Below are 21,036 nucleotides of genomic sequence, written 5' to 3'. Positions count from 1 at the left end.
GGGGAGTTCGCACGATGATCGATCAGAACACGCCGGCCGATGCGCTGTGCGCCTTCGTCGCCGGCCTGCGCTACGAGCAGTTGCCCGCGCCGGTGGTGGAGCGCTGCGAAGAGCTGTTCCTCGACTGGCTCGCTTCGGCGCTGGCGGCGAAGGGCATGCATCCGCTGCCGCAGTTCGAAGCCTTTGCCCGCGCCATGGGCCCAGCCGACGGGCCGGCGGAAGTGCTGGCCAGCCGCGGCCGGACTTCGCCCTACTTCGCCGCCTGGGTGAATGCTGCGTCCTCGCACCTGGTGGAGCAGGACGACCTGCACAACAGTTCGGTGCTGCATCCGGCGACGGTGGTGTTTCCCGCCGCGCTGGCGGCGGCGCAGGACGCGGGCGCCTCGGGCGAAGAGTTCATCGCTGCCTGCGTGGCCGGCTACGAGGCGGGCATCCGCATCGGCGAATTCCTCGGCCGCTCGCACTACCGCATCTTCCATACCACCGCCACGGTCGGCACGCTGGCCGCCGCCGTTGCCGCCGGGCACGTGCTGAAGCTGTCGCCCGCGCAGATGAGCAACGCCATCGGCTCGGCCGGCACCCAGGCGGCGGGGCTGTGGGAATTCCTGCGCGACGCCGCCGATTCCAAGCAGCTCCACACCGCGCACGCGGCGGCGAGCGGCTTGGCCGCAGCCTATCTGGCGCGCGGCGGGGTGACCGCGGCGCGGCGCATCCTCGACGGCGAGAAAGGCATGGCCGCCGGCATGTCCTCCGATGCCGATCCGGCACGCCTCGGCGACCGGCTCGGCAGCCGCTGGGCCTTGCTCGAAACCTCGTTCAAGTTCCATGCCTCCTGCCGCCACACCCACCCGGCGGCGGATGCGCTGCAGGCCGTGATGCAGCGCGAAGGCCTGGCGCCCGACGACATCGAGTCGGTGCTGACGCGGGTGCATAAGGGTGCGATCGACGTGCTCGGCGTCGTCGATGTGCCGACGACCGTGCATCAGGCCAAGTTCTCGATGGGCACGGTGCTGGGCCTGCTCGCGGTGCATGGCGATGCCGGCCTCGAGAGCTTCCGCGACCACGCGCTGACCGACCCCGCGGTCGCCGCTTTCCGCGACAAGGTCGGCATGACGCTCGACGACGAGGTCGATGCCGCCTATCCCAATCGCTGGCTGGGGCGGGTCGAGGTCAGGACCCGATCCGGCGCCTGCTTCCAGGGCGCGATCGACGACCCCAAGGGCGATCCGGGCAACACCTTGTCGCGCGCCGAACTGGCCGACAAGGCGCGGCGCCTGGCGGCTTTCTCCGGTGCCGCCAGCCGGGCCGAGATCGACGCCCTGATCGAGCGCGTGTGGCAACTGCATGCTGCGCCCCGTGTCGGTGCGCTTCTTCCATCTGCCTGAGAGTGTGACCATGACCGATACCCCCAAGCCGCAAGCCGGCTCGCTGCCACTCGAAGGCGTGACCGTCGTCTCGCTCGAGCATGCCGTCGCCGCGCCCTTCGCCACCCGCCACCTGGCCGACCTCGGCGCCCGCGTGATCAAGATCGAACGCCCCGGCGTCGGCGACTTCGCCCGCGCCTACGATCATCGTGTCGATGGCGAGGCATCCTATTTCGTCTGGGCCAACCGCTCCAAGGAAAGCCTGACGCTGGACGTCAAGCAGCCCGAGGCGCAGGAAATCCTGCACAAGCTGCTGGCCAAGGCCGACGTGCTGGTGCAGAACCTCGCGCCGGGTGCGGCCGCGCGCCTGGGTTTGTCCTACGAGGCGCTGGCGCCGAAGAATCCCGGCCTCATCGTCTGCGACATCTCCGGCTACGGCGAAGGCGGCCCCTACACCGAGAAGAAGGCCTACGACCTGCTGATCCAGAGCGAGTCGGGTTTCCTGTCCGTCACCGGCTCGCCCGAGGAGCAGGCCAAGGCCGGCATCTCGATCGCCGACATCGCCGCCGGCATGTATGCCTACACCAACATCCTCGGCGCCCTGATCCAGCGCGGCAGGACCGGCCGCGGCCGCCGCATCGAGATCGCGATGATCGACGCCATGGTCGAGTTGATGGGCTTCCCGATGTACTACGCCTACAAGGACCAGGAGCCGCCCAGGCGCTGCGGCGCGGCGCACGCGACGATCTATCCCTATGGCCCGTTCCGCTCGGGAGACGGCCGCACCGTGATGCTCGGCCTGCAGAACGAGCGCGAATGGGCGGTGTTCTGCGACAAGGTGCTGAAGGATTCCGCCGTCGCGGCCGACGCGCGCTTCGCCAGCAATGCGCAGCGTGTGGCCAACCGTGACGCGCTGCGGACCTTGATCGAACAGAGCTTTGCCAGCCTCAGCGCCGACGAGGTGCTGGCCCGGCTCGACGAAGCAGGCATCGCCAATGCCAACGTCAACACCATGCGCGACATCTGGACCCATCCGCAGCTCCAGGCGCGCAAGCGCTGGACCACGGTGGATTCGCCGGTCGGCCCGCTGCCCGCGCTGCAGCCGCCGGGCATGGGCGGCGAGCATCCGGCGCGCATGGACCCGGTGCCCGCGCTCGGCGCCCATACCGATGCGATCCTCGCCGAGCTCGGTTATGGCGACCACGTTGTCGATCTGCATGCAAGGAAGGTGGTGTGATGGAAAAGAAACCTGATCTGGCGCGGGCGCGGACCTTCCTGTTCGTGCCGGCCAGCCGCCCCGAGCGCATTGCCAAGGCTTTCGCCACCGGCACCGACGTCGTCATCGTCGACCTGGAGGACGCCGTCGCGCCCGCCGACAAGCCGGCCGCGCGCCAGGCGCTGGTGGCCTGGCTGGACGCCAATCCGAGCGCCGCGGTGGTGGTGCGCATCAACGCCGCCGGCACCGCCTGGCATGAGGACGACCTGCTGGCCTGCCGCCATGCGGGCGTGGCCGGCGTGATGCTGCCCAAGGCCGACAGCGCGGTCCAGATGCAGCATGCCCACGGCAGCAGCGGCAAACCGGTGCTGGCGATCATCGAGACCGCGCTCGGCCTGGATGCGCTGCGCGGGATCGCCGGCGCCGAAGGCTGTGCCCGCCTGGTGTTCGGCAAGCTCGACCTCGCCGTCGAGCTGGACCTGGTGCCGGACGAAGCCGATGCCGAGGAGCTCGTCTTCCTGCCCTGGCGCGCGATGCTGGTGCTCGCCAGCCAGCGCGCCGGCCTGCCGGCGCCGGTCGATGGCGTGTTCACCGTGATCGGCGACGAACAGGCGCTGCAGCGCTATGCCGGGCGCGCACGCCGGCACGGCTTCGGCGGGCAGTTGCTGATCCATCCCACCCAGGTGGAGGCGGCGGCTTCCGCCTTTACCCCTTCGGCCAGCGAAATCCAGTGGGCGCGTGCGGTGCAGCAGGCCGCCGCGGCCGCGGGGGGCGCTGCGGTGGTCGAGGGGCGGATGATCGACGCCCCCGTCATCGCCCGCGCCGAGCGTGTATTGGCCGTCGCCGCCAGCTTCGGCCTTTGATGTCCAGTGTTTGCAGTCGTTTTTACAACAAGCAGGAGGAGACCATGAGCAAAATTTCCCAACTTCGCCGTACCCTGATCGGCAGCGCCTTGGCGCTGGCGCTGGCACCCATGTCGACGCTCGCCGTCGCCGCGGATCCGATCGTCATCAAGTTCAGCCACGTCGTCGCGCAGGACACGCCCAAGGGCAAGGGCGCCGACAAGTTCAAGGAGCTGGCCGAGAAATACACCGATGGCGCGGTCAAGGTCGAGGTGTACGCCAACAGCACCTTGTACAAGGACAAGGAGGAACTGGAAGCGCTGCAGCTCGGCGCGGTGCAGATGCTCGCGCCCTCGCTGTCGAAGTTCGGTCCGCTGGGCGTGCGCGAGTTCGAAGTCTTCGATCTGCCCTACATCTTCAAGGACTATCAAGCCCTGCATACGGTCACCAAGGGGCCGGTGGGCAAGCAGATGCTCGACAAGCTGGATGCGCGCGGCATCAAGGGCCTGGCCTACTGGGACAACGGCTTCAAGGCGCTGAGTGCGAACTCCCCGATCCACAAGCCCGAGGATCTGCGCGGCAAGAAGATGCGCATCCAGTCGTCCAAGGTGCTCGAAGAGCAGTTCCGCGAAGTGAAGGCGCTGCCGCAGGTGATGGCCTTCTCCGAGGTCTACCAGGCGTTGCAGACCGGCGTCGTCGATGGCACCGAGAACACGCTCTCGAACTACTTCACCCAGAAGGTCCACGAGGTGCAGAAGCACATGACGATATCCGATCATGGCTACATCGGCTACGCGGTGATCACCAACAAGAAGTTCTGGGACGGCCTGCCCGCCGACGTGCGCGGCCAGCTGGAGAAGGCGATGGACGAGGCCACCGACTACGCCAACCAGATCGCCAAGGAAGAGAACGACCAGATGCTGGAAGCGGTGCGCGCCTCGGGCAGGACCGAAGTCCATGTGCTGAGCGAAGCCGAACGCGCAGCCTTCATCAAGGCGCTGGTGCCGGTGCATAAGAAGATGGCATCGCGCGTGGGTGCCGACACCATCAAATCGATCTACGAAGCGACCGGATTCGATCCGTCCAAGCTGTAATCGGACATGAGCTGAGCCCCTGCACGCCCGTCATGCACCTGGTGCGGACGGGCGTTTCTTTGGGAGAGAACAAGACATGAACAAGCTTCTGGATCGACTGGAAGAGTTCATCATCGCCTCGCTGATGGCGGTGGCGACGGTGGTGATCTTCGTATCGGTGGTGCACCGCTACCTGTCGGGCTACGAGATTCCGGGCCTGCAGGACTGGCTGCTGGACATGAACTTCGGCTGGGCGCAGGAATTCTGCATCATCCTGTTCGTGTGGATGGCCAAGTTCGGCGCGGCCTACGGGGTGCGCACGGGCATTCACGTGGGCGTGGACATCCTGATCAACAAGCTCACGGGCAGCTCGCGCGCGGCGCTGATCAGCATCGGGCTGATCTGCGGCATCGTCTTCACCGGGCTGATCGGGCTGTTCGGCGCGTTCTTCGTGTGGGAGAACGGCATGGCCTACGAGACGCTGACGCTGCTGGGCGGCGACGTGGGCGAGTACTACGAAGGGCCGACGACGCCGGACCTGGACTGGCCGACGTGGATGGTGTATTCGGCGGTGCCGCTGGGCTCGTTCCTGATGTGCTACCGCTTCGTGCAGGTGCTGATCAGCTTCGGGCGCACGGGCGAGCTGCCGACGCACGACCACGGCCACGTCGAAGGGCTGGACGAAGAGCAGGACGAGAACGTGCTGCTCGAAGGCGAAGCGATCTCGATCGCCGAGGACATCGAGCACGCCGAGCGCCTGGCCGAAGAAGCGCGGCGCAGGCAGGGCAAGTGAGGAGATGAGATCATGACCAATACGATTGCAATCTTCGGCCTGCTCGTCGTCCTGATGGCGATCGGCATGCCGGTGGGGGTGGCGCTCGGGCTGACGGTGCTGAGCTTCATGTTCCTGTTTACCGATGTGCCGCTCGAGTCGGTGGCGCTCAAGATGTTCACCGGCATCGAGAAGTTCGAGATCATGGCGATCCCGTTCTTCATCCTGGCGGGCAACTTTCTGACGCACGGCGGGGTGGCGCGGCGGATGATCAACTTCGCCACGGCGATGGTGGGCCACCTGCGCGGCGGGCTGGGGATGAGTGCGGTGCTGGCCTGCGCGCTGTTCGCGGCGGTGTCGGGTTCGAGCCCGGCGACGGTGGTGGCGATCGGCTCGATCCTGATCCCGGCGATGATCAAGCAAGGCTACCCGCTGCGCTTCGGCGCCGGGGTGGTGGCCTCGGCCGGTGGGCTGGGGATTCTGATCCCGCCCTCGATCGTCATGGTGATGTACTCGGTGACGACCAACACCTCGGTGGGGGCGCTGTTCATGGCGGGGGTCATTCCGGGGCTGCTGCTGGCGTTCATGCTGGGGCTGTGCACCTGGTACGTGGCGCAGAAGAACAACTACCCGACGCTGGCGCGCACGAGCTGGGCCGACCGCATGAAGCACTTTCGCAAGGCCTTCTGGGGGCTGATGCTGATCGTGGTGGTGATGGGCGGCATCTACTCGGGGATGTTCACGCCGACCGAGGCGGCGGCGATGAGCGCGGTGTACGCGTTCTTCATCGCGGTGTTCGTGTACAAGGACCTGACCTTCAGGCAGATCCCGCGGGTGCTGCTGGACTCGGCCAACATGAGCGCGATGCTGCTGTTCATCATTGCCAGCGCGGTGCTGTTCTCGTTCATCCTGACCAGCGAGCAGATCCCGCAGCGCATGGCCGACGCGATCGTGGCCAGCGGCATGGGGCCGATCGGCTTTCTGATCGTGGTCAACATCCTGCTGCTGGTGGCCGGTGCGCTGATGGAGCCGTCCTCGATCATCCTGATCCTGGCGCCGATCCTGTTCCCGGTGGCGGTGGCGCTGGGGATCGACCCGATCCACTTCGGGGTGATGATCGTGGTGAACATGGAGATCGGCATGATCACGCCGCCGGTGGGGCTGAACCTGTTCGTGGCCAGCGGCATCACCAAGGCGGGGCTGACCGAGATGAGCAAGGCGGTGATGCCCTGGTTGTGGACCATGCTCATCTTCCTGATGATGATCACCTACATCCCGAGCATCTCAACCTTCCTGCCGAAAGCGCTCGGAATGATGTAAAGAAGCCGGTTCGACAGGAGACCACTCGATGAAGATCGATTCACTGGACCATCTGGTCCTCACGGTGGCGGACATCGACGCCACGATCGCCTTCTATGCCCGTGTGCTGGGCATGGAGGCGGTCACGTTCGGCGAAGGCCGGCGGGCGCTCTCGTTCGGCTGCCAGAAGATCAACCTCCACCCCGCCAGCGCGCCGATCAGGCCCCATGCGCGCACGCCGCAGGCGGGGTCGGCGGATCTTTGCTTCCTGACCGCCGTGCCGCTGGACGAAGTGATCGCTCATCTGCGCGCCTGCGGCGTGGCGATCGAGGAGGGGCCGGTACCGCGCACCGGCGCGACCGGGCCGATCCGCTCCGTTTATTGCCGCGATCCCGACGGCAATCTGATCGAGGTGGCCAATGTCCGGCACGCCGCCTGAGCAGGCCTCCCCGTCCGGCGATGCCGCCGTGCAGCCCGGGGCCGAGCCGATGCTGGCGCCGCCCAGCTTCCACAACCCCTTCCTGGACCTGCTCGGCGCCGTCGATGACGGCGTCGGGCCGGGCTGGGCGCGCGTCGCGCTCGACCCGCGGCCGGAGCTGACCAACATGCACGGCAAGGTCCACGGCGGTGTGCTGATGACCTTGCTCGACACCACGATGGCGCGGGCGGCTATGGCACGCCAGGGTTTCCGCCTGTCGGTGGTGTCGATCGGCGTCACCACCAGCTTTCTCCGTCCGGGCAGCGGCCGGCTGCTGGTCCAGGCGCGCGCCATCGGCGGCGGCCGCTCCACCTGCTTCTGCGAAGCCGAGATACTCGACGTCGAGGGGCGGATCGTCGCCAAGGGCGTCGGCACCTTCAGATACCGCAAGCCTCCGCAAGGCGGCATGACTGCGCCGGAATCCATCGAATGAACGGCCGAGCCTTTCCGGTCGATCACGCGACAGGGAGGCGGCGATGTTCGTCTCTCTGAGCATCACGCTCGCGATCCAGATCCTGGCGACCATGTCCGCGCTGACCGTACCCGTGCTGGCGCCGGAAGCGGCGCGCACGACCGGCTTGCCGGGCGCACTGGTGGGCGTGTTCATCGCCCTGGTCTATGTCGGCGCGATGCTGTCGTCGCTGGCGAGCGGCGCGCTCGTCGGCCGCTACGGCGCGATCCGCGTCAGCCAGGCCTGCCTGCTGCTGTCCGGCGTGGGGCTGGCTTTCGCCGCCGGCGGCACGGTGTGGTCGATGACCGTCAGCGCGCTGCTGATCGGTTTCGGCTACGGGCCGATCACGCCGTCGAGCTCCCACATCCTCGCCCGCAGCACGCCGGCGCACCGCATGGGCTTCCTGTTCTCGGTCAAGCAGACCGGCGTTCCGCTCGGCGGCGCGCTGGCCGGCCTGGCGGTGCCGCCGCTGGTGCTGCTGTCGAACTGGCAGGGCGCCGCGCTCGCGGTGGGCGCCGCCTGCGCAGTCATGGCGCTGATCGCCCAGGCGGTGCGCACGGAATTCGACGCCGATCGCGATCCCGGGCGCAAGGTTTCGCTGGGCGGCGTGATGCGTCCGCTGGCCCAGGTCTTCGCCCACCGCGACATCCGCAACCTGGCGTTCTGCACTTTCTTCCTCAGTGCGATGCAGTTGTGCCTGACCACTTACCTGGTGACCTACCTGACCGTGGAATACGGCGCTTCGCTGCTCACTGCCGGCTTCGTGCTGTCGCTGTCCCAGTTCGCCGGCGCGGCTGGGCGCCTGCTGTGGGGCTACGCCGCCGACCGCTGGAAGGCGCCGAACCTGGTGCTGTGCCTGCTCGCGTTCGCGATGGCGGCAGCTTCCTTGATCACCGCGCTGTTCGAACCGGACTGGCCGCTTCTCGTCGTCATCGTCGTCAGCATGGTGTTCGGTGCCACCGCGATCGGCTGGAACGGCGTCTACCTGGCTCGCGTCGCCCAGCTTTCGCCGCCGGGCCAGGCCGGCACGCTGACCGGCGGCACCCTGTTCTTCACCTATTTCGGCGTCGTGCTCGGCCCACCGGCCTTTGCCGCGCTGGTCGGTCTCACCGGCTCGTTCGCTGCCGGCTACGCGGGGATCGGCACGGTGATCCTGCTGGTCGGCGTGGTGCTGCTGTATGCCGAGATGAAGGGGAAGGGCGCCCAATGAATGGACGTGCGCGATGCGGCGGTCTTGCACGAACCCGCTCGTGCTGCTGTGAATGGCTTTGGTAACAGGAGAACAGGATGGAACGCGACTCGATGGATTTCGACGTACTGATCGTGGGCGGGGGCCCGGCGGGGCTGTCGTCGGCGATCCGGCTCAAGCAACTGGCGTCGGCGCAGGGCCGGGAACTGTCGGTGTGCCTGATCGAGAAGGCGGCCGAACTCGGCGCCCACATCCTGTCGGGCGCGGTGATGGACCCGCGCGCACTCACCGAACTGATTCCGGACTGGAAGGAACGGGGCGCCCCGCTCAGGACGGCCGTCACCGAGGACAAGGTGCTGTTCCTTTCCGAGACCGGTGCCCGGCAAACGCCCAACGGGCTGCTGCCGGACTGTTTCGTCAACCACGGCAACTACATCGTGCGCCTGGGCAACGTGGTCAAGTGGCTCGGCGAGCAGGCCGAGGCGCTGGGGGTGGAAGTCTATCCGGGCTTCGCCGCTGCCGAGATCCTGTACGACGAGGCCGGTGCGGTGAAGGGCGTCGCCACCGGCGACATGGGCCTGAACCGCGACGGCACGCCGGGTCCGCAGCACCAGCCGGGCATGGAGCTGCACGCCAGATACACCTTGTTCGCCGAAGGCTGTCGCGGCCACCTGGGCAAGCAGCTCGAAGCGAAGTACGACTTGCGCGACGGCGCCGACCCGCAGACCTACGGCATCGGCATCAAGGAACTGTGGGAAGTCAAACCCGAGCACCACCGCCCCGGCCTGGTCGTGCACACCGCCGGCTGGCCGATGGACAGCGCCACCTACGGCGGCGGCTTCGTCTATCACCTCGAGGACAACCTGGTCGCGGTCGGCTACGTCGTCGGCCTGAACTACAGCAACCCGCACCTGTCGCCCTTCGAGGAGATGCAGCGCTACAAGACCCACCCCGAGATCCGCAAATACCTCGAAGGCGGCAAGCGGCTGCAGTACGGCGCCCGTGCCATCGCCGCGGGCGGGCTGCAGAGCCTGCCGCGGCTGATCTTCCCGGGCGGCGCGCTGATCGGCGACGACGCCGGCTTCCTCAACGCGGCGCGCATCAAGGGCAGCCATGCGGCGATCAAGTCGGGCATGCTCGCGGCCGACGCGGCCTTCGACGCCCTGGCACAGGAACGCCAGCGCGATGCGCTGACCGCCTACCCGGCGGCCTTCCAGGACTCCTGGCTGCACGCCGAGCTGCACAAGACGCGCAACTTCAAGCCCTACATGAAGAAGGGCCTGTACCTGGGTTCGCTGCTGTTCGGCATCGACCAGGTGCTGTTCAAGGGCAAGGTGCCGTGGACGCTGCACAACACGGCGGACCACACCGCGCTCAAGCCGGCGGCCGAGTGCGCGAAGATCGACTACCCGAAGCCGGACGGCGTGCTCACTTCGATCGGCTCTCCTCGGTGTTCCTGTCCAACACCAACCACGAGGAAGAGCAGCCCTGCCACCTGCGGCTGAAGGACGCCACGGTGCCGATCGCGATCAACCTGGCCAGGTACGATGCGCCCGAGCAGCGCTACTGCCCGGCCGGGGTGTATGAGATCGTGCAGGAAGCGGCCGGGCCGCGGCTGCAGATCAACGCGCAGAACTGTGTGCACTGCAAGACCTGCGACATCAAGGATCCGACGCAGAACATCGAGTGGGTCGTGCCCCAGGGCGGCGAGGGGCCGATTTACCAGGGGATGTGATCAACTCGGGCTCGGGGGCCGGGAATGCCCAGGCGGCGGGTCACACCGACCCGTCGCCGGGGCGTTCCGCTTTGGAGTGCGTGCCGGTATCCTGGTCCGGTGGGGCCTGATCCGGCCGGATCAATACTGCATGCGGGTGCTCAGGGCGCGCATCACCGCGCGCCATCCTTCCGCGGCTGCTTCGTCGTTGGCGGCGAACACTTCGGTCAGCAGCTTCACCTGCGTTTCCGTCAGTTGCCGTTCCAGCTCGGCGCCATCGGCGCTCAGGCTCAATTGCTTGACGCGGCGGTCGTGGGCGGCCGTCGAAGCGTCGATCAAGCCCATCTCGACCAGTTGGCGCAAGGGCGTGTTCATCGCCTGCTTGGAAACGCCCAGGGTTTCCCGCAAGGCATTCACCGCGATGCCCGGATTGCGGCCGACGAAATAGAGCAGCCGGTGATGCACGCGCCCAAGCCCGCGTTCGGCGAGGATGCGGTCCGGGTGCGAGGTGAAGGCGCGGTAGGCAAAGTAGAACAGCTCGATGGGTTCGAGCGGTCCGGGGGTTTTTAGGTCAACCATGTTGACATGCTAGCGAGGCCTGCTTAGGCTGTCGATAGGTCAACTAAATTGACGTAATTTGCCATGAAGCCTTCTTCCTCGCCGCGCTATTCCCGCCGTGTCGCCGACCTGCATGCCTCGCCCATCCGTGAAATGCTCGCGGTCATCGACCGGCCGGGCATGATTTCCTTTGCCGGCGGCCTGCCCGCCGCGGACAGTTTTCCGAGCCTGACGCCCGGTGCCGCGCCGCCCGGCTGCCTGCAGTACGGCGCGAGCGAGGGCGATGGATTCCTGCGCGAGCAGGTGGCGGGCGAACTGCGCGCGCTCGGCCTGGATTGCGCCACCGAGCAGGTGCTGATCGTGTCCGGTTCGCAGCAGGGGCTGGATCTGGTCGCCAAGCTCTTCATCGACGAAGGCACGGCGGTGGCGGTGGAGTCGCCGACCTATCTCGCGGCGCTGCAGGTGTTCCGCTTTTTCGGCGCGAGATTCCAGTCCTTTTCCGCCGCCCGGCCCGAGGCCATCGCCGAGGGTGGCGGCAAGCCGGCCTTCGCCTATGCGATCCCGACTTTCCAGAATCCGTCCGGCCATTGCTACAGCCGGACCGAACGCCAGGCGCTGGCCAGCGTCTGCGACGAAGCCGGGATTCCGCTGTTCGAGGACGATCCCTACCGCGACCTGGCCTACGATGCCTGCGAGCGCACCCCCGTGAGCAGCCTGCTGAAAACGGCGCCGTGGATCTACCAGGGTTCGTTCTCCAAGAGCCTCGCGCCCGGCCTGCGCCTCGGCTACCTGGCGGCATCTCCCGAATTGATGCCCTTGCTGGTGCGCCTGAAGCAGGCTGCGGATCTGCACAGCAACCGGATCAGCCAATGGCTGGTCGGCGAGCAACTGGCGGCGCCGACGCGCGGCGAGCGGCTGGCGGCCTTGCGTGCAGGCTACCGGAAGAAGCGCGATCTCTTCGACGCCACGCTGCGCCGCCATTTCAACGGGCTGGCCGACTGGCAACTGCCGCTTGGCGGGCTGTTCTTCTGGCTGCGACTGCGCCGGCCGGTCGATACGCGCACGCTGCTGGCGGAAGCGATCAGCCGCGGCGTCATCTTCATGCCCGGGGAGAACTTCCATGCCGACGGCGGCGAAGGCATCGGCACCCTGCGGCTGAACTTCAGCCTGGCCAGCGAAGAGGAAATGGAAGCCGGGCTGGCCCGGCTGGCGGAGCTGTTCCGGCGGGGGTAACAGATCGCTTTGCTTGGCCGGCATCACGCACTGCGACTGGTTTGTGCTCAGACCATGTCCGTGGGCTGTGCCTTGGCAATCAATATATTACTGGCTATATTTCCTGTAATTGCCTTGGGGAGCAGACGATGGAAAACTCGCAGAGACGTGCCGTCCAGAGTTACCGTACTCGCCTTGGCGAGCGTGGCTTGGCACGCTTCGAAGTGTTGGGACGGGATACGGATCGTGACCTGATTCGTGCGCTGGCGCGCCGTCTTGCCGAGGATAGTGCCGAGGCGTCCAGACTGCGTGCGACCGTTGGCCAGGCTCTTACCGGCGAGTGTCCGCGGAAGGGAGGCATTCTTGCAGCTCTGCGCAGATCGCCATTGGTCGGGGCCGATCTCGATTTCGAGCGTTCTCGTGAAGACGGACGTGAGGTCGATCTGTGACGCGCTACCTGCTCGATACCAACATCATCAGCAGTGTAGTCAAGCCGCAACCGTCGGAGTCTCTGCTGGCGTGGATGGCAAGCCGGCGCGACGAGGATCTGTTCATCGCATCACTGACCGTGGCGGAAATCAGGCGGGGCATCCTGGAAAAACCGGGTGGCAAGAAGCGCGAGGCACTCGACGCCTGGTTTACCGGGCCGGAAGGCCCCCAGGCCCTGTTCTCCGGACGCATCCTCCCTTTTGACGACAAGGCCGGCCTGGTCTGGGCTGGCCTGATGGCCGAGGGGAAATCCTCCGGCCAGCCACGCAGCGGGCTCGACATGATCATTGCGGCCGTTGCCATTGCCAATGAGTGCGTGGTGGTGACGGACAATGAACGGGATTTTGCCGGAATCCGGAGCATCAATCCCTTGCGTGGAGGCGCCGGCCGCTGAGTGCCGGCAGTGCGCGCTCCGCTACAGGCCTGGCTTGGCCATTACCTTCCATGCCGATGGCGGCGAGGGCATTGGTGCCTACTTCAGTTTGGCCACTGAAGAGGAAATGGAAGCCGGGCTGGCCCGGCTGGCGGAGTTGTTCCGGCGGGGGTGAGTGGATGCTTTCCCTTGGCCGGCATCATGCCCGTAGGGTGCAATTTCCGGTTGGCGAAATTCTCAGACTCGAAAAGACTTGCGGCCGCGTCGCGGCGGACCGGCGGCTTCGTTCGTACCTTGCCTGAGTTCTTCGAAAAGCCATTTCTGGAAACTGCTCACTTTTGGCAGTTCGGCCCGTGATTTCAGCAGATTGAACGTATAGGCCTGTACCTTCTGGCCATCGAGACCCAAGGGGGCTACCAGCCGGCCTGTTTCGAGCTCCCGCTGTGCAAGCAGCAGGCTTTCCAGACAGACGCCCAGGCCATCGACCGCCGCGCTGATTGCCATGAATGAACGGTCGAAACGTAGGCCGCGCCTGAGATCGAGTTTGACCTTGCGATGCTGCTGGAGCCAGTCGCGCCAGTTCACCAGGCAGACTTCGCTGTGAATCAGAGAGTGGCGGCTCAAATCCTCCGGAGTGAGGATGGGGTGCGAACCCTGCGCCAGTGATGGTGCGCAGAGCGGCACGATAGTTTCCGGTGGAAATGCCAAAGTCATGGTTCCTGCAGGCTGGAGCCGCGGGACACCGTGTCGAATCTCGATATCGACGCCCTGTGACAAGAGATCTGCAGGTGGCGGGTAGGACGCATTCAAGTGGACATCGACGGATGGGTGCTGCGAACTGAACCTCGCCAGCCTCGGCATCAGCCATTGGGTGGCGAAGCTCGGTGGCGAGAGCACTGTCAGGATGTCGCTTTTCTTTGTCTGGCCGAGTTCTTTCGCCGCCCGCTCGATACGGGAAAACGCCGCTGATACTTCTTCCGCATAGCGTCGCCCGGCGTCGGTCAGGATGACTGCACGATGCACACGGTGAAAGAGCTGCACTGCGAATTGCTCCTCGAGCAGCTTGACTTGGTGGCTGATTGCCGACGGAGTCACGAACAACTCCTCTGCTGCAAGTGCAAAAGACGATAGGCGTGCGGCAGCCTCGAAAGCCTGTATTGCCCGGAGGGAGATGCGATTGTGCATTGCGGAATTCACATGAGTTCAATTCACCTATGCCGCTATAAATATTCGTTTGAGCCAGAAAAATCAAGGGAATAAGATTCCTGCCACTCGCTGGATGCCTTGTCCGGAGTCTGGCGACGGAAGAGACCATCATCCATCCGGACGCGTGAATCGATCCTGTTCGACGTTCGGCAGAGGTCGGATCCATACAAAGGAGAACCGTGTGAACACAAGTCTTTCACAGGCCCATGCCCGGGTTGCCGAAAGCGCCTACCGTATCCGCCGCTTCGCGCTGCGGATGGGCGAGGTACAGGGCCAGGGATATGTCGGCCAGGCTCTGGGATATGCTGATGTTCTTGCAACGGCTTATTCCCATGCGATGAACTATCGGGCCGAAGAGCCGGAGTGGGAAGGCCGGGATCGTTTCCTGCTGTCCCATGGCCACTATGCGATTGCCTTCTACGCCGCGTTGATCGAGGGCGGGATCATTGCCGAGGATGAACTGGAAACCTACGGTAGTGATGACAGCCGCTTGCCGATGTCGGGCATGGCCACTTACACCCCCGGCATGGAAATGTCCGGCGGTTCGCTCGGCCAGGGGCTGCCGATCGCGGTGGGCATGGCGCTGGGCCTGCGCCTGAAGGGCAATCCGGCCTTCGTTTACAACTCGATGTCCGATGGCGAACTCGACGAGGGGTCGACCTGGGAGGCGGCGATGGGTGCTGCGCACCACGGGCTGTCGAACCTGATCTGCCTGGTCGATATCAACAACCAGCAGGCCGATGGGCCCTCGAGCAAGGTGCTGGGCTTCGAGCCGCTCGCCGACAAATGGGCTGCCTTCGGCTGGCATGTGCAGCGTGTCAACGGCAACGACCTGGCGGCCGTCATTGCCGCTTTCGACACTGCGCGCAACCTCGCCGATGCCAAACCGCGCGTGATTCTTTTCGACACCCTGATGGGCAAGGGCGTGCCCTTCCTGGAAACGCGCGAAAAGAACCACTTCATTCGCGTCGATCCGCCCGAATGGCAGCAAGCCATCGAGATTCTCGACCAAGCCCAGGGAGCCGCACGATGAGCAACGCCACCGTCAAGAAGCCGCGTCTGACCACGTCGGCAATGATCGCCTCGATCGCGTCCGAAGGCCAGCGCGTCAAGGCTGCGCCGTTCGGCAAGGCTCTCGTCGAACTCGCCGCGCAGCGCCCGGAGATCGTCGGCCTCACTGCCGATCTCGCCAAATACACCGACCTGCACTTGTTCGCCCAGGCCTACCCGGAGCGTTTCTTCCAGATGGGCATGGCCGAGCAGTTGCTGATGGCCTCGGCCGGCGGCATGGCGAAAGAGGGTTTCGTGCCCTTCGCCACCACCTATGCGGTATTCGGTACCCGTCGTGCCTTCGATTTCGTGCATCAGGTGATTGCCGAGGAAAACCTCAACGTCAAGATGTGCTGCGCGCTGCCCGGGCTCACCACCGGCTACGGTCCCAGCCACCAGGCCACCGAAGACATCGCGCTGATGCGCGGCGTGCCGGGCATGACGATCGTCGATCCCTGCGATGCGCTCGACATCGAGCAGGCCGTGCCGCAGATCGCCGCCCACGATGGCCCGGTGTACATGCGCCTGCTGCGCGGCAACGTGCCGCTGGTGCTCGACGAGTACGACTACAGTTTCGAACTCGGCAAGGCCAAGATGCTGCGCGACGGCCGCGACGTGCTGGTGATCTCGTCCGGCATCCTGACCATGCGCGCGCTCGAGGTCGCCAAGACGCTGGAGGCGGACAAGGTCGATGTCGGCGTGCTGCACGTGCCCACGATCAAGCCGCTCGACACCGAGACCATCCTGCGCGAAGCGGGCCGTTCCGGCCGGCTGGTGGTGGTGGCGGAAAACCATACCACGGTGGGCGGTCTTGGCGAGGCGGTTGCCACGGCGCTGCTGACGGCGGGTGTCACCCGGCCTTCCGCCAGATCGCATTGCCCGATGCCTTCCTCGATGCCGGTGCGCTACCGACGCTGCACGACCGCTACGGGATTTCGGCCGAGGCCATGTCGGCGACGATCAAGGGCTGGCTCGGTTGAAGCAAGCCGCCGCGCCGTGCGCAGGGATGGCGCAGCGAGGCGTGCCTATCCACAGAATGCAACGCGCCCGCAGGGCGCTCGTAACAGGGGTTCTCAAATGAATAACTCTCTTCTTCTCGATGGCAAGATCGTGATGATCTCGGGTGCGGCATCGCCGCGCGGGATCGGGCTCGCAACCGCACGTCTTGCCGCCAGGCATGGCGCCAGGGTGGCGATCCTCGATCTCGACGAGGCTGCTGCGGTCGAGGCCGCTGCGTCCATCGGGCCGGAGCATCGCGGCTACGGCTGCAACGTCGTCGACAAGGATGCCTGCCTGAAAGCCACGGCACAGGCCATTGCCGAGTTCGGCCGCATCGACGTGCTGATCAACAATGCCGGCATCACCCAGCCGGTCAAGACGCTGGACATCGATCCGGCGAGCTGGGACCGCATCCTGGACGTGAATCTGCGCGGCGTGCTCTACCTCTCGCAGGCGGTCATCCCGCACATGAAGCAGCAGGGCGGCGGCTCGATCGCGTGCATGTCGTCGGTATCCGCCCAGCGCGGCGGCGGCATCCTCGGCGGACCCCACTACTCCGCGGCCAAGGCGGGGGTGCTGGGCCTGGCCAAGGCGATGGCGCGCGAGTTCGGCCCGGACAACATCCGCGTCAACTGCGTCACCCCCGGCCTCATCCAGACCGACATCAGCTCGGGCAAGCTGAGCGACGAGCAGAAGGCCTCGATTGCAGCCAGCATCCCGCTGAATCGCCTGGGCAATGCCGATGAGGTCGCCGGAGCCTACGTGTTCCTGGCCTCGGATCTGTCGTCCTACATCACGGGCGCGGTCATCGACGTCAATGGCGGCATGCTCATTCACGGTTGATCGGATCGCCAGGCACTCTTGAAGTGCGAGCCTGCTTGCTGGCGGGCCCGCACAAAAGACAGGTGCTGCATTGGGGACAGTGCGACAAGGCAGCACCAAAATCACATTGATAGGAAATGGAAGGAGATACTCATGAACAAGATCCTGATTGCGTTTGCGGCGACTCTTGCGTTGACCGCCTCGACGACTTGGGCACAGCAGGTTCTGCGTCTTTCCCACAACGCTGCGCCGGGCAACCCGAAGGCGGTTGCATCGCAAAAATTTGCCGAACTCGTGGCACAGAAGACCAATGGCCGCATCAAGGTCGAAGTGGGCGGCAGCGCCCAGTTCGGTGATGACGTCGAGTCGCTCACCAACATGCGTCTCGGCTCGCTCGCTTTCAGTACCAACTCGCAGGGCAGCACTGCTGGCGTGGTGCCGGAATTCAACCTGGTCGGCCTGCCTTTCCTGTTCCGGGACCTGGAGCACGCCTACAAGGTGGTCGACGGCCCCGTCGGCGCAAAGCTCGATGAGGCGGCCAATGCCAAAGGGCTGATCGTGCTGGCACTGTGGGACAACGGCATCCGCCATACCAGCAACAACAAGCGTCCGATCGTCAAGCCGGAGGATCTCGAAGGCATCAAGGTACGTACGCCGCCTGACGCGATGACGATCGACATCTTCAAGGCACTGGGCGCCAATCCGGGGCCGCTGGCCTTCTCCGAGCTGTACATCGCGCTGCAGCAGGGGGTGTTCGATGGGCAGGAGAATCCGCTGATGAACATCTACTCGTCCAAGCTGTACGAGGTACAGAAGTACATCTCGCTGACCGGCCACAAGTACGAAACCACGCCGCTGCTTGCCAGCAAGATGATCTGGGCCGGCCTGTCGAAGGCCGACCAGCAGGCAATCAAGGAGGCCGCGGTCGAGGCGGGGAAGCTCAACCGCGAGATGTCCATCGAGGCAGACGTGGAGCTGCGAACCAAGCTTGCCGCCGCAGGAGTGGAGATCAACGAGGTCGACCAGGCGCCGTTCGCCGCCAGGAGCAAGCCGGTCTATGACAAATGGTCGGCTCAGTATCCCGATCTCGTCAAGCTGATCGTTTCGGAAGCGGGTAAAACAGTGATGAGCACCCATCCCTCCACCAAGACAACGGCGCAGGCCGGTGTCCTGACTCCAGTGGTGATATGGGTGGACAAGCTGATCGTGGCCACCGGTGTGGTGGCTGCGGTTGGCGCCATGGTCGTCATGTTCGTTTCCCTGATGGCCGAAGTGGTGGTTCGCTACCTCACCAACCAGGGCATGGGCTGGCCGACCGAGATGCCCAATATCCTGTTCCCGTGGCTGGTCATGGGCGGCATCGTGCTTGCCGCCCAGCGTGGCCAGCACATCGCGGTGACCGCCATCCAGGGGCTGATCGGACGCCGCGGCAATCGGGTGTTGCTGATCGCACATCAACTGCTCATTGCCGTTGCTTTCTTCTATCTCGCCTGGGTCGGTTTGGACGTGATCGAGATCACCGGCAGCGAGACCTACCCCGTCACCGGCATCGCAGCGAAATGGGCTTACCTGGCGATGATCGCCGGTTTCGTCGGCCTTGGCATCACCGCGCTGACCACATTGGTTCGTCTGCTGCATGCCAGCGATCCATTCGCCGTTCGCGCTCACCATATCGAGGAGGATGTATGACTCTCACGATGCTTCTCATATTCGCGGTCTTGCTGGTGCTGGCGCTGCCGGTTGGTTATGCGCTGGTGATCAGTTCGGGCGTGGCGGCGGTGGCGGTCGGCGGCATGCCCAGCGTGGCAGCGGTGGTGAAGATCTTTCAGCCCACGCAAAGCTTTCCGTTGCTGGCCATTCCGTTCTTCATGCTGTCGGGCAGTCTGATGATGGGCGGCACGCTGGGCAAGCGCTTGATCCACTTTGCCACCATGCTGGTCGGCCGCTTTCACGGCGGCCTCGGCCAGGTCACGGTGGTGGGGTCGACGGTGTTCGGCGGCGTGTCGGGCTCGGCGGTGGCGGAAGCCTCCGCGCTCGGTTCGATGCTGATCCCCTGGCAGAAGCGCGAGGGGTATCCGGGGGCGTTCGCCGCTGCGGCCACGGCTTCGTCGGCGACCATTGCGGGTCTGATCCCTCCGTCGATCCCGCTGATTCTGTTCGCAGCCGTGTCCAACCAGTCGATCGCCTCGCTGTTCCTTGCCGGCATCCTGCCCGGCCTGATGCTGGCTGCCGGCTTCATGCTCACCTGCTATCTGTCCGGACGCCTGCGCGGTTTCAAGCGCCTGACCGACGAGGTCACGCTGAAAAGTGTGCTTCGTGCCACGGTCTCGGCAGCGCCTGCGCTCGCGATGCCGGCCTTCATCGTCGTTCTGCTGCGGGCGGGGATTGCAACCCCGACCGAGGTCAGCGTGCTGGCGGTGTTCTACGGCCTGGTCGTGAGCATGCTGGTATACCGGGACCTGACACTGCGCCGGCTCTACGATGCGCTCGTGCACACTGCGGTGACGACCGGGGTGGTGATGCTCGTGATTGCCGCTTCCAACCTGGTGGGCTATGTCCTGACCGTCGAAGCGATACCGACCGCGGTGGCCGACTGGACGGCGGAAACCCTGAAGTCGCCGTGGATGGTCATCCTGATGCTGAACCTGATCATGGTGGCCGTCGGCATGTTCCTCGATCTGCCCGCTGCGATTCTTCTGCTCGGCCCCACTTTCGTCGCCATCGGCAATGCGATCGGCCTCGACCTGATCCAGCTCGGCATCATGATGGCGGTGAATCTGAGCATCGGCCTCTTCACTCCACCGGTCGGTACCACCTTGTTCATTGCGGCAGCGATTTCTCGCGAGAAGGTCGGTGCCGTCGTGCGTGAGCTGTGGCCGTTCTATCTGGTGGCCATCACCGTGCTGGGCCTGATTTCCTACGTGCCCGCTTTCACACTCTACTGATCTGCGCTGGCCCCTGCGTTTGCAGGGGCCGTGCGATCGACAAAGGATTTCTCATGAAGACGATTGCTTTTGCCGGGCTCGGTGCGATGGGCCTGCCGATGGCGAAGAATCTGCTTGTCGCGGGGTACCGCGTGCGTGGCATCGATCTGAACCCGACTGCGCTTGCCGAGCTGACGGTTGCCGGAGCCGAGCCGGCAGCCAGTGCGTCCGAGGCGGCCTCCGGCGCCGGCATGCTGATCCTGATGGTGGTCAACGCAGCCCAGGCTGAGCAAGTGCTGTTCGGCAACGGTGCCCTGCAGGCCCTTGACGAAGGCGGGATCGTCTGCCTGATGGCAACCTGCCCGCCGGCCACGGTCGAGCGTATTGCCGCTCGAGTCGTTGCGGCCGGCCGTCGCTTCGTCGATGCACCGGTGTCGGGCGGCACAGCTGGCGCCATCGCAGGCTCGCTGACCATCATGGCAGCCTGCGAGCGGGCTAGCTTCGACGCCGTGCAGCCGGTGTTCCAGGCCATCGGCCAGCGTATCTTCCACGTTGGCGAGCGTGCCGGCCAGGGCGCCACGGTGAAGACCGTCAACCAGCTGCTGTGCGGCGTACATATCGCCGTCGTCGCCGAAGCCTTCGCGCTCGCGGCCAAGGTGGGCGTGGATCTGGACGTGCTGCTCGAGATCATGAGTGGTTCGGCCGCGTCGAGCTGGATGCTCAAGGATCGCGGCCCGCGCATGCTGCAGGCCGAGCCGGAGGTCAGCAGCGCGGTCGACATCTTCGTCAAGGATCTCGGCATCGTCCTCGAAGCCGGGCGCGACGCCGGTGCTGCGCTGCCGATTGCCGCCGTCGCCCATCAGCTCTTCCTGGCCACCTCCGGACGCGGTGACGGGCGTGTCGACGACAGCCAGGTCATCCGCAGCTATTACGCCTTGAACGGCACCATGGCGGCATCGCGGCCCTGATCCGCGGGCGCGGACCCATCTCCCATCCTGCAAAGAG

Annotated in this window: 19 protein-coding genes and 1 pseudogene; 18 read left to right on the top strand and 2 right to left on the bottom strand. The window is 65.5% G+C overall.

Translation table 11 applies throughout. The features are described 5' to 3' along the window. Nucleotides 1-14: 14 nt before the first annotated feature. The 10 genes and pseudogenes from AAFL97_RS17815 to AAFL97_RS17770 all read left to right on the top strand — a co-directional run bounded on the left by AAFL97_RS17815 (nt 15) and on the right by AAFL97_RS17770 (nt 10,419). Entirely contained in the window at nt 15-1,385 is a 1,371-nt protein-coding gene (locus AAFL97_RS17815) for an MmgE/PrpD family protein (protein ID WP_341646043.1), read from the top strand. Between the two features lie 10 nt (nt 1,386-1,395). Then, nucleotides 1,396-2,601, top strand: a complete 1,206-nt coding sequence (locus AAFL97_RS17810) for a CaiB/BaiF CoA transferase family protein (protein WP_341646042.1) — start codon at nt 1,396-1,398, stop codon at nt 2,599-2,601. Then, a complete protein-coding gene (locus tag AAFL97_RS17805; protein WP_341646041.1) occupies nt 2,601-3,443 on the top strand; it encodes an HpcH/HpaI aldolase/citrate lyase family protein in 843 nt (280 codons plus the stop codon). Before AAFL97_RS17810 ends, AAFL97_RS17805 begins: the two co-directional genes overlap by 1 nt. 110 nt (nt 3,444-3,553) lie before the next feature. Further along, on the top strand, nt 3,554-4,516 hold the full coding sequence (locus AAFL97_RS17800) for a TRAP transporter substrate-binding protein (RefSeq protein WP_341647194.1): 963 nt from the start codon (nt 3,554-3,556) through the stop codon (nt 4,514-4,516). Nucleotides 4,517-4,592: 76 nt separating this feature from the next. Next, a complete protein-coding gene (locus AAFL97_RS17795; protein WP_341645788.1) occupies nt 4,593-5,288 on the top strand; it encodes a TRAP transporter small permease in 696 nt (231 codons plus the stop codon). A 12-nt stretch (nt 5,289-5,300) separates the two neighbouring features. Beyond that, nucleotides 5,301-6,587, top strand: a complete 1,287-nt coding sequence (locus tag AAFL97_RS17790) for a TRAP transporter large permease (RefSeq protein WP_341646040.1) — start codon at nt 5,301-5,303, stop codon at nt 6,585-6,587. Nucleotides 6,588-6,615: 28 nt separating this feature from the next. Then, nucleotides 6,616-7,005: a VOC family protein gene (locus tag AAFL97_RS17785; protein WP_341646039.1), complete on the top strand. Its 390-nt coding sequence runs from the start codon at nt 6,616-6,618 to the stop codon at nt 7,003-7,005. Further along, nucleotides 6,986-7,477 carry a PaaI family thioesterase gene (locus AAFL97_RS17780; RefSeq protein WP_341646038.1) on the top strand — a complete coding sequence of 164 codons (492 nt, stop codon included), beginning with the start codon at nt 6,986-6,988 and terminating at the stop codon, nt 7,475-7,477. Before AAFL97_RS17785 ends, AAFL97_RS17780 begins: the two co-directional genes overlap by 20 nt. A 43-nt stretch (nt 7,478-7,520) precedes the next feature. Continuing rightward, nucleotides 7,521-8,705 carry an MFS transporter gene (locus AAFL97_RS17775; protein WP_341646037.1) on the top strand — a complete coding sequence of 395 codons (1,185 nt, stop codon included), beginning with the start codon at nt 7,521-7,523 and terminating at the stop codon, nt 8,703-8,705. Between the two features lie 77 nt (nt 8,706-8,782). After that, a pseudogene (locus tag AAFL97_RS17770) lies at nt 8,783-10,419 on the top strand (electron transfer flavoprotein-ubiquinone oxidoreductase). Between the two features lie 120 nt (nt 10,420-10,539). Here the strand turns inward: AAFL97_RS17770 and AAFL97_RS17765 are convergent. After that, nucleotides 10,540-10,977 (bottom strand): MarR family winged helix-turn-helix transcriptional regulator, encoded by a 438-nt coding sequence (locus AAFL97_RS17765; protein ID WP_341646036.1) that lies wholly within the window; start codon nt 10,975-10,977, stop codon nt 10,540-10,542. Between the two features lie 63 nt (nt 10,978-11,040). On the opposite strand from AAFL97_RS17765, the gene AAFL97_RS17760 reads away from it, so the two are divergent. The 3 genes from AAFL97_RS17760 (at nt 11,041) to AAFL97_RS17750 (ending at nt 13,051) form a co-directional block, all read left to right on the top strand. Next, nucleotides 11,041-12,189, top strand: a complete 1,149-nt coding sequence (locus tag AAFL97_RS17760; RefSeq protein WP_341646035.1) for an aminotransferase-like domain-containing protein — start codon at nt 11,041-11,043, stop codon at nt 12,187-12,189. A gap of 128 nt (nt 12,190-12,317) precedes the next feature. Then, nucleotides 12,318-12,617: a hypothetical protein gene (locus AAFL97_RS17755; RefSeq protein WP_341646034.1), complete on the top strand. Its 300-nt coding sequence runs from the start codon at nt 12,318-12,320 to the stop codon at nt 12,615-12,617. Beyond that, nucleotides 12,614-13,051: a type II toxin-antitoxin system VapC family toxin gene (locus AAFL97_RS17750; RefSeq protein ID WP_341646033.1), complete on the top strand. Its 438-nt coding sequence runs from the start codon at nt 12,614-12,616 to the stop codon at nt 13,049-13,051. Before AAFL97_RS17755 ends, AAFL97_RS17750 begins: the two co-directional genes overlap by 4 nt. Before the next feature lie 216 nt (nt 13,052-13,267). Here AAFL97_RS17750 and gcvA read toward each other — a convergent pair whose 3' ends face one another. Beyond that, a complete protein-coding gene (gcvA, locus tag AAFL97_RS17745) occupies nt 13,268-14,215 on the bottom strand; it encodes a transcriptional regulator GcvA (protein WP_341646032.1) in 948 nt (315 codons plus the stop codon). A 145-nt stretch (nt 14,216-14,360) separates the two neighbouring features. On the opposite strand from gcvA, the gene AAFL97_RS17740 reads away from it, so the two are divergent. From AAFL97_RS17740 to AAFL97_RS17720, 5 genes are all read left to right on the top strand, one after another. Further along, nucleotides 14,361-15,269: a transketolase gene (locus tag AAFL97_RS17740; RefSeq protein ID WP_341646031.1), complete on the top strand. Its 909-nt coding sequence runs from the start codon at nt 14,361-14,363 to the stop codon at nt 15,267-15,269. Beyond that, the gene (locus tag AAFL97_RS17735) at nt 15,266-17,128 is read left to right on the top strand and encodes an SDR family oxidoreductase (RefSeq protein ID WP_341646030.1); all 1,863 of its coding nucleotides are present in this window, start codon (nt 15,266-15,268) and stop codon (nt 17,126-17,128) included. Before AAFL97_RS17740 ends, AAFL97_RS17735 begins: the two co-directional genes overlap by 4 nt. Before the next feature lie 132 nt (nt 17,129-17,260). Further along, nucleotides 17,261-18,796 (top strand): DctP family TRAP transporter solute-binding subunit, encoded by a 1,536-nt coding sequence (locus AAFL97_RS17730; protein WP_341646029.1) that lies wholly within the window; start codon nt 17,261-17,263, stop codon nt 18,794-18,796. An 8-nt stretch (nt 18,797-18,804) separates the two neighbouring features. Continuing rightward, on the top strand, nt 18,805-20,052 hold the full coding sequence (locus tag AAFL97_RS17725) for a TRAP transporter large permease (RefSeq protein WP_341646028.1): 1,248 nt from the start codon (nt 18,805-18,807) through the stop codon (nt 20,050-20,052). Between the two features lie 53 nt (nt 20,053-20,105). Further along, nucleotides 20,106-20,999, top strand: a complete 894-nt coding sequence (locus AAFL97_RS17720; protein ID WP_341646027.1) for an NAD(P)-dependent oxidoreductase — start codon at nt 20,106-20,108, stop codon at nt 20,997-20,999. Nucleotides 21,000-21,036: the final 37 nt, after the last annotated feature.

Origin of the sequence: Thauera sp. SDU_THAU2 (assembly GCF_038260575.1) — a bacterium.
GTDB lineage: Bacteria > Pseudomonadota > Gammaproteobacteria > Burkholderiales > Rhodocyclaceae > Thauera.
Note: the sequence above shows the minus strand (reverse complement) of the source record. Positions and strands in the feature narration are given on the sequence as shown.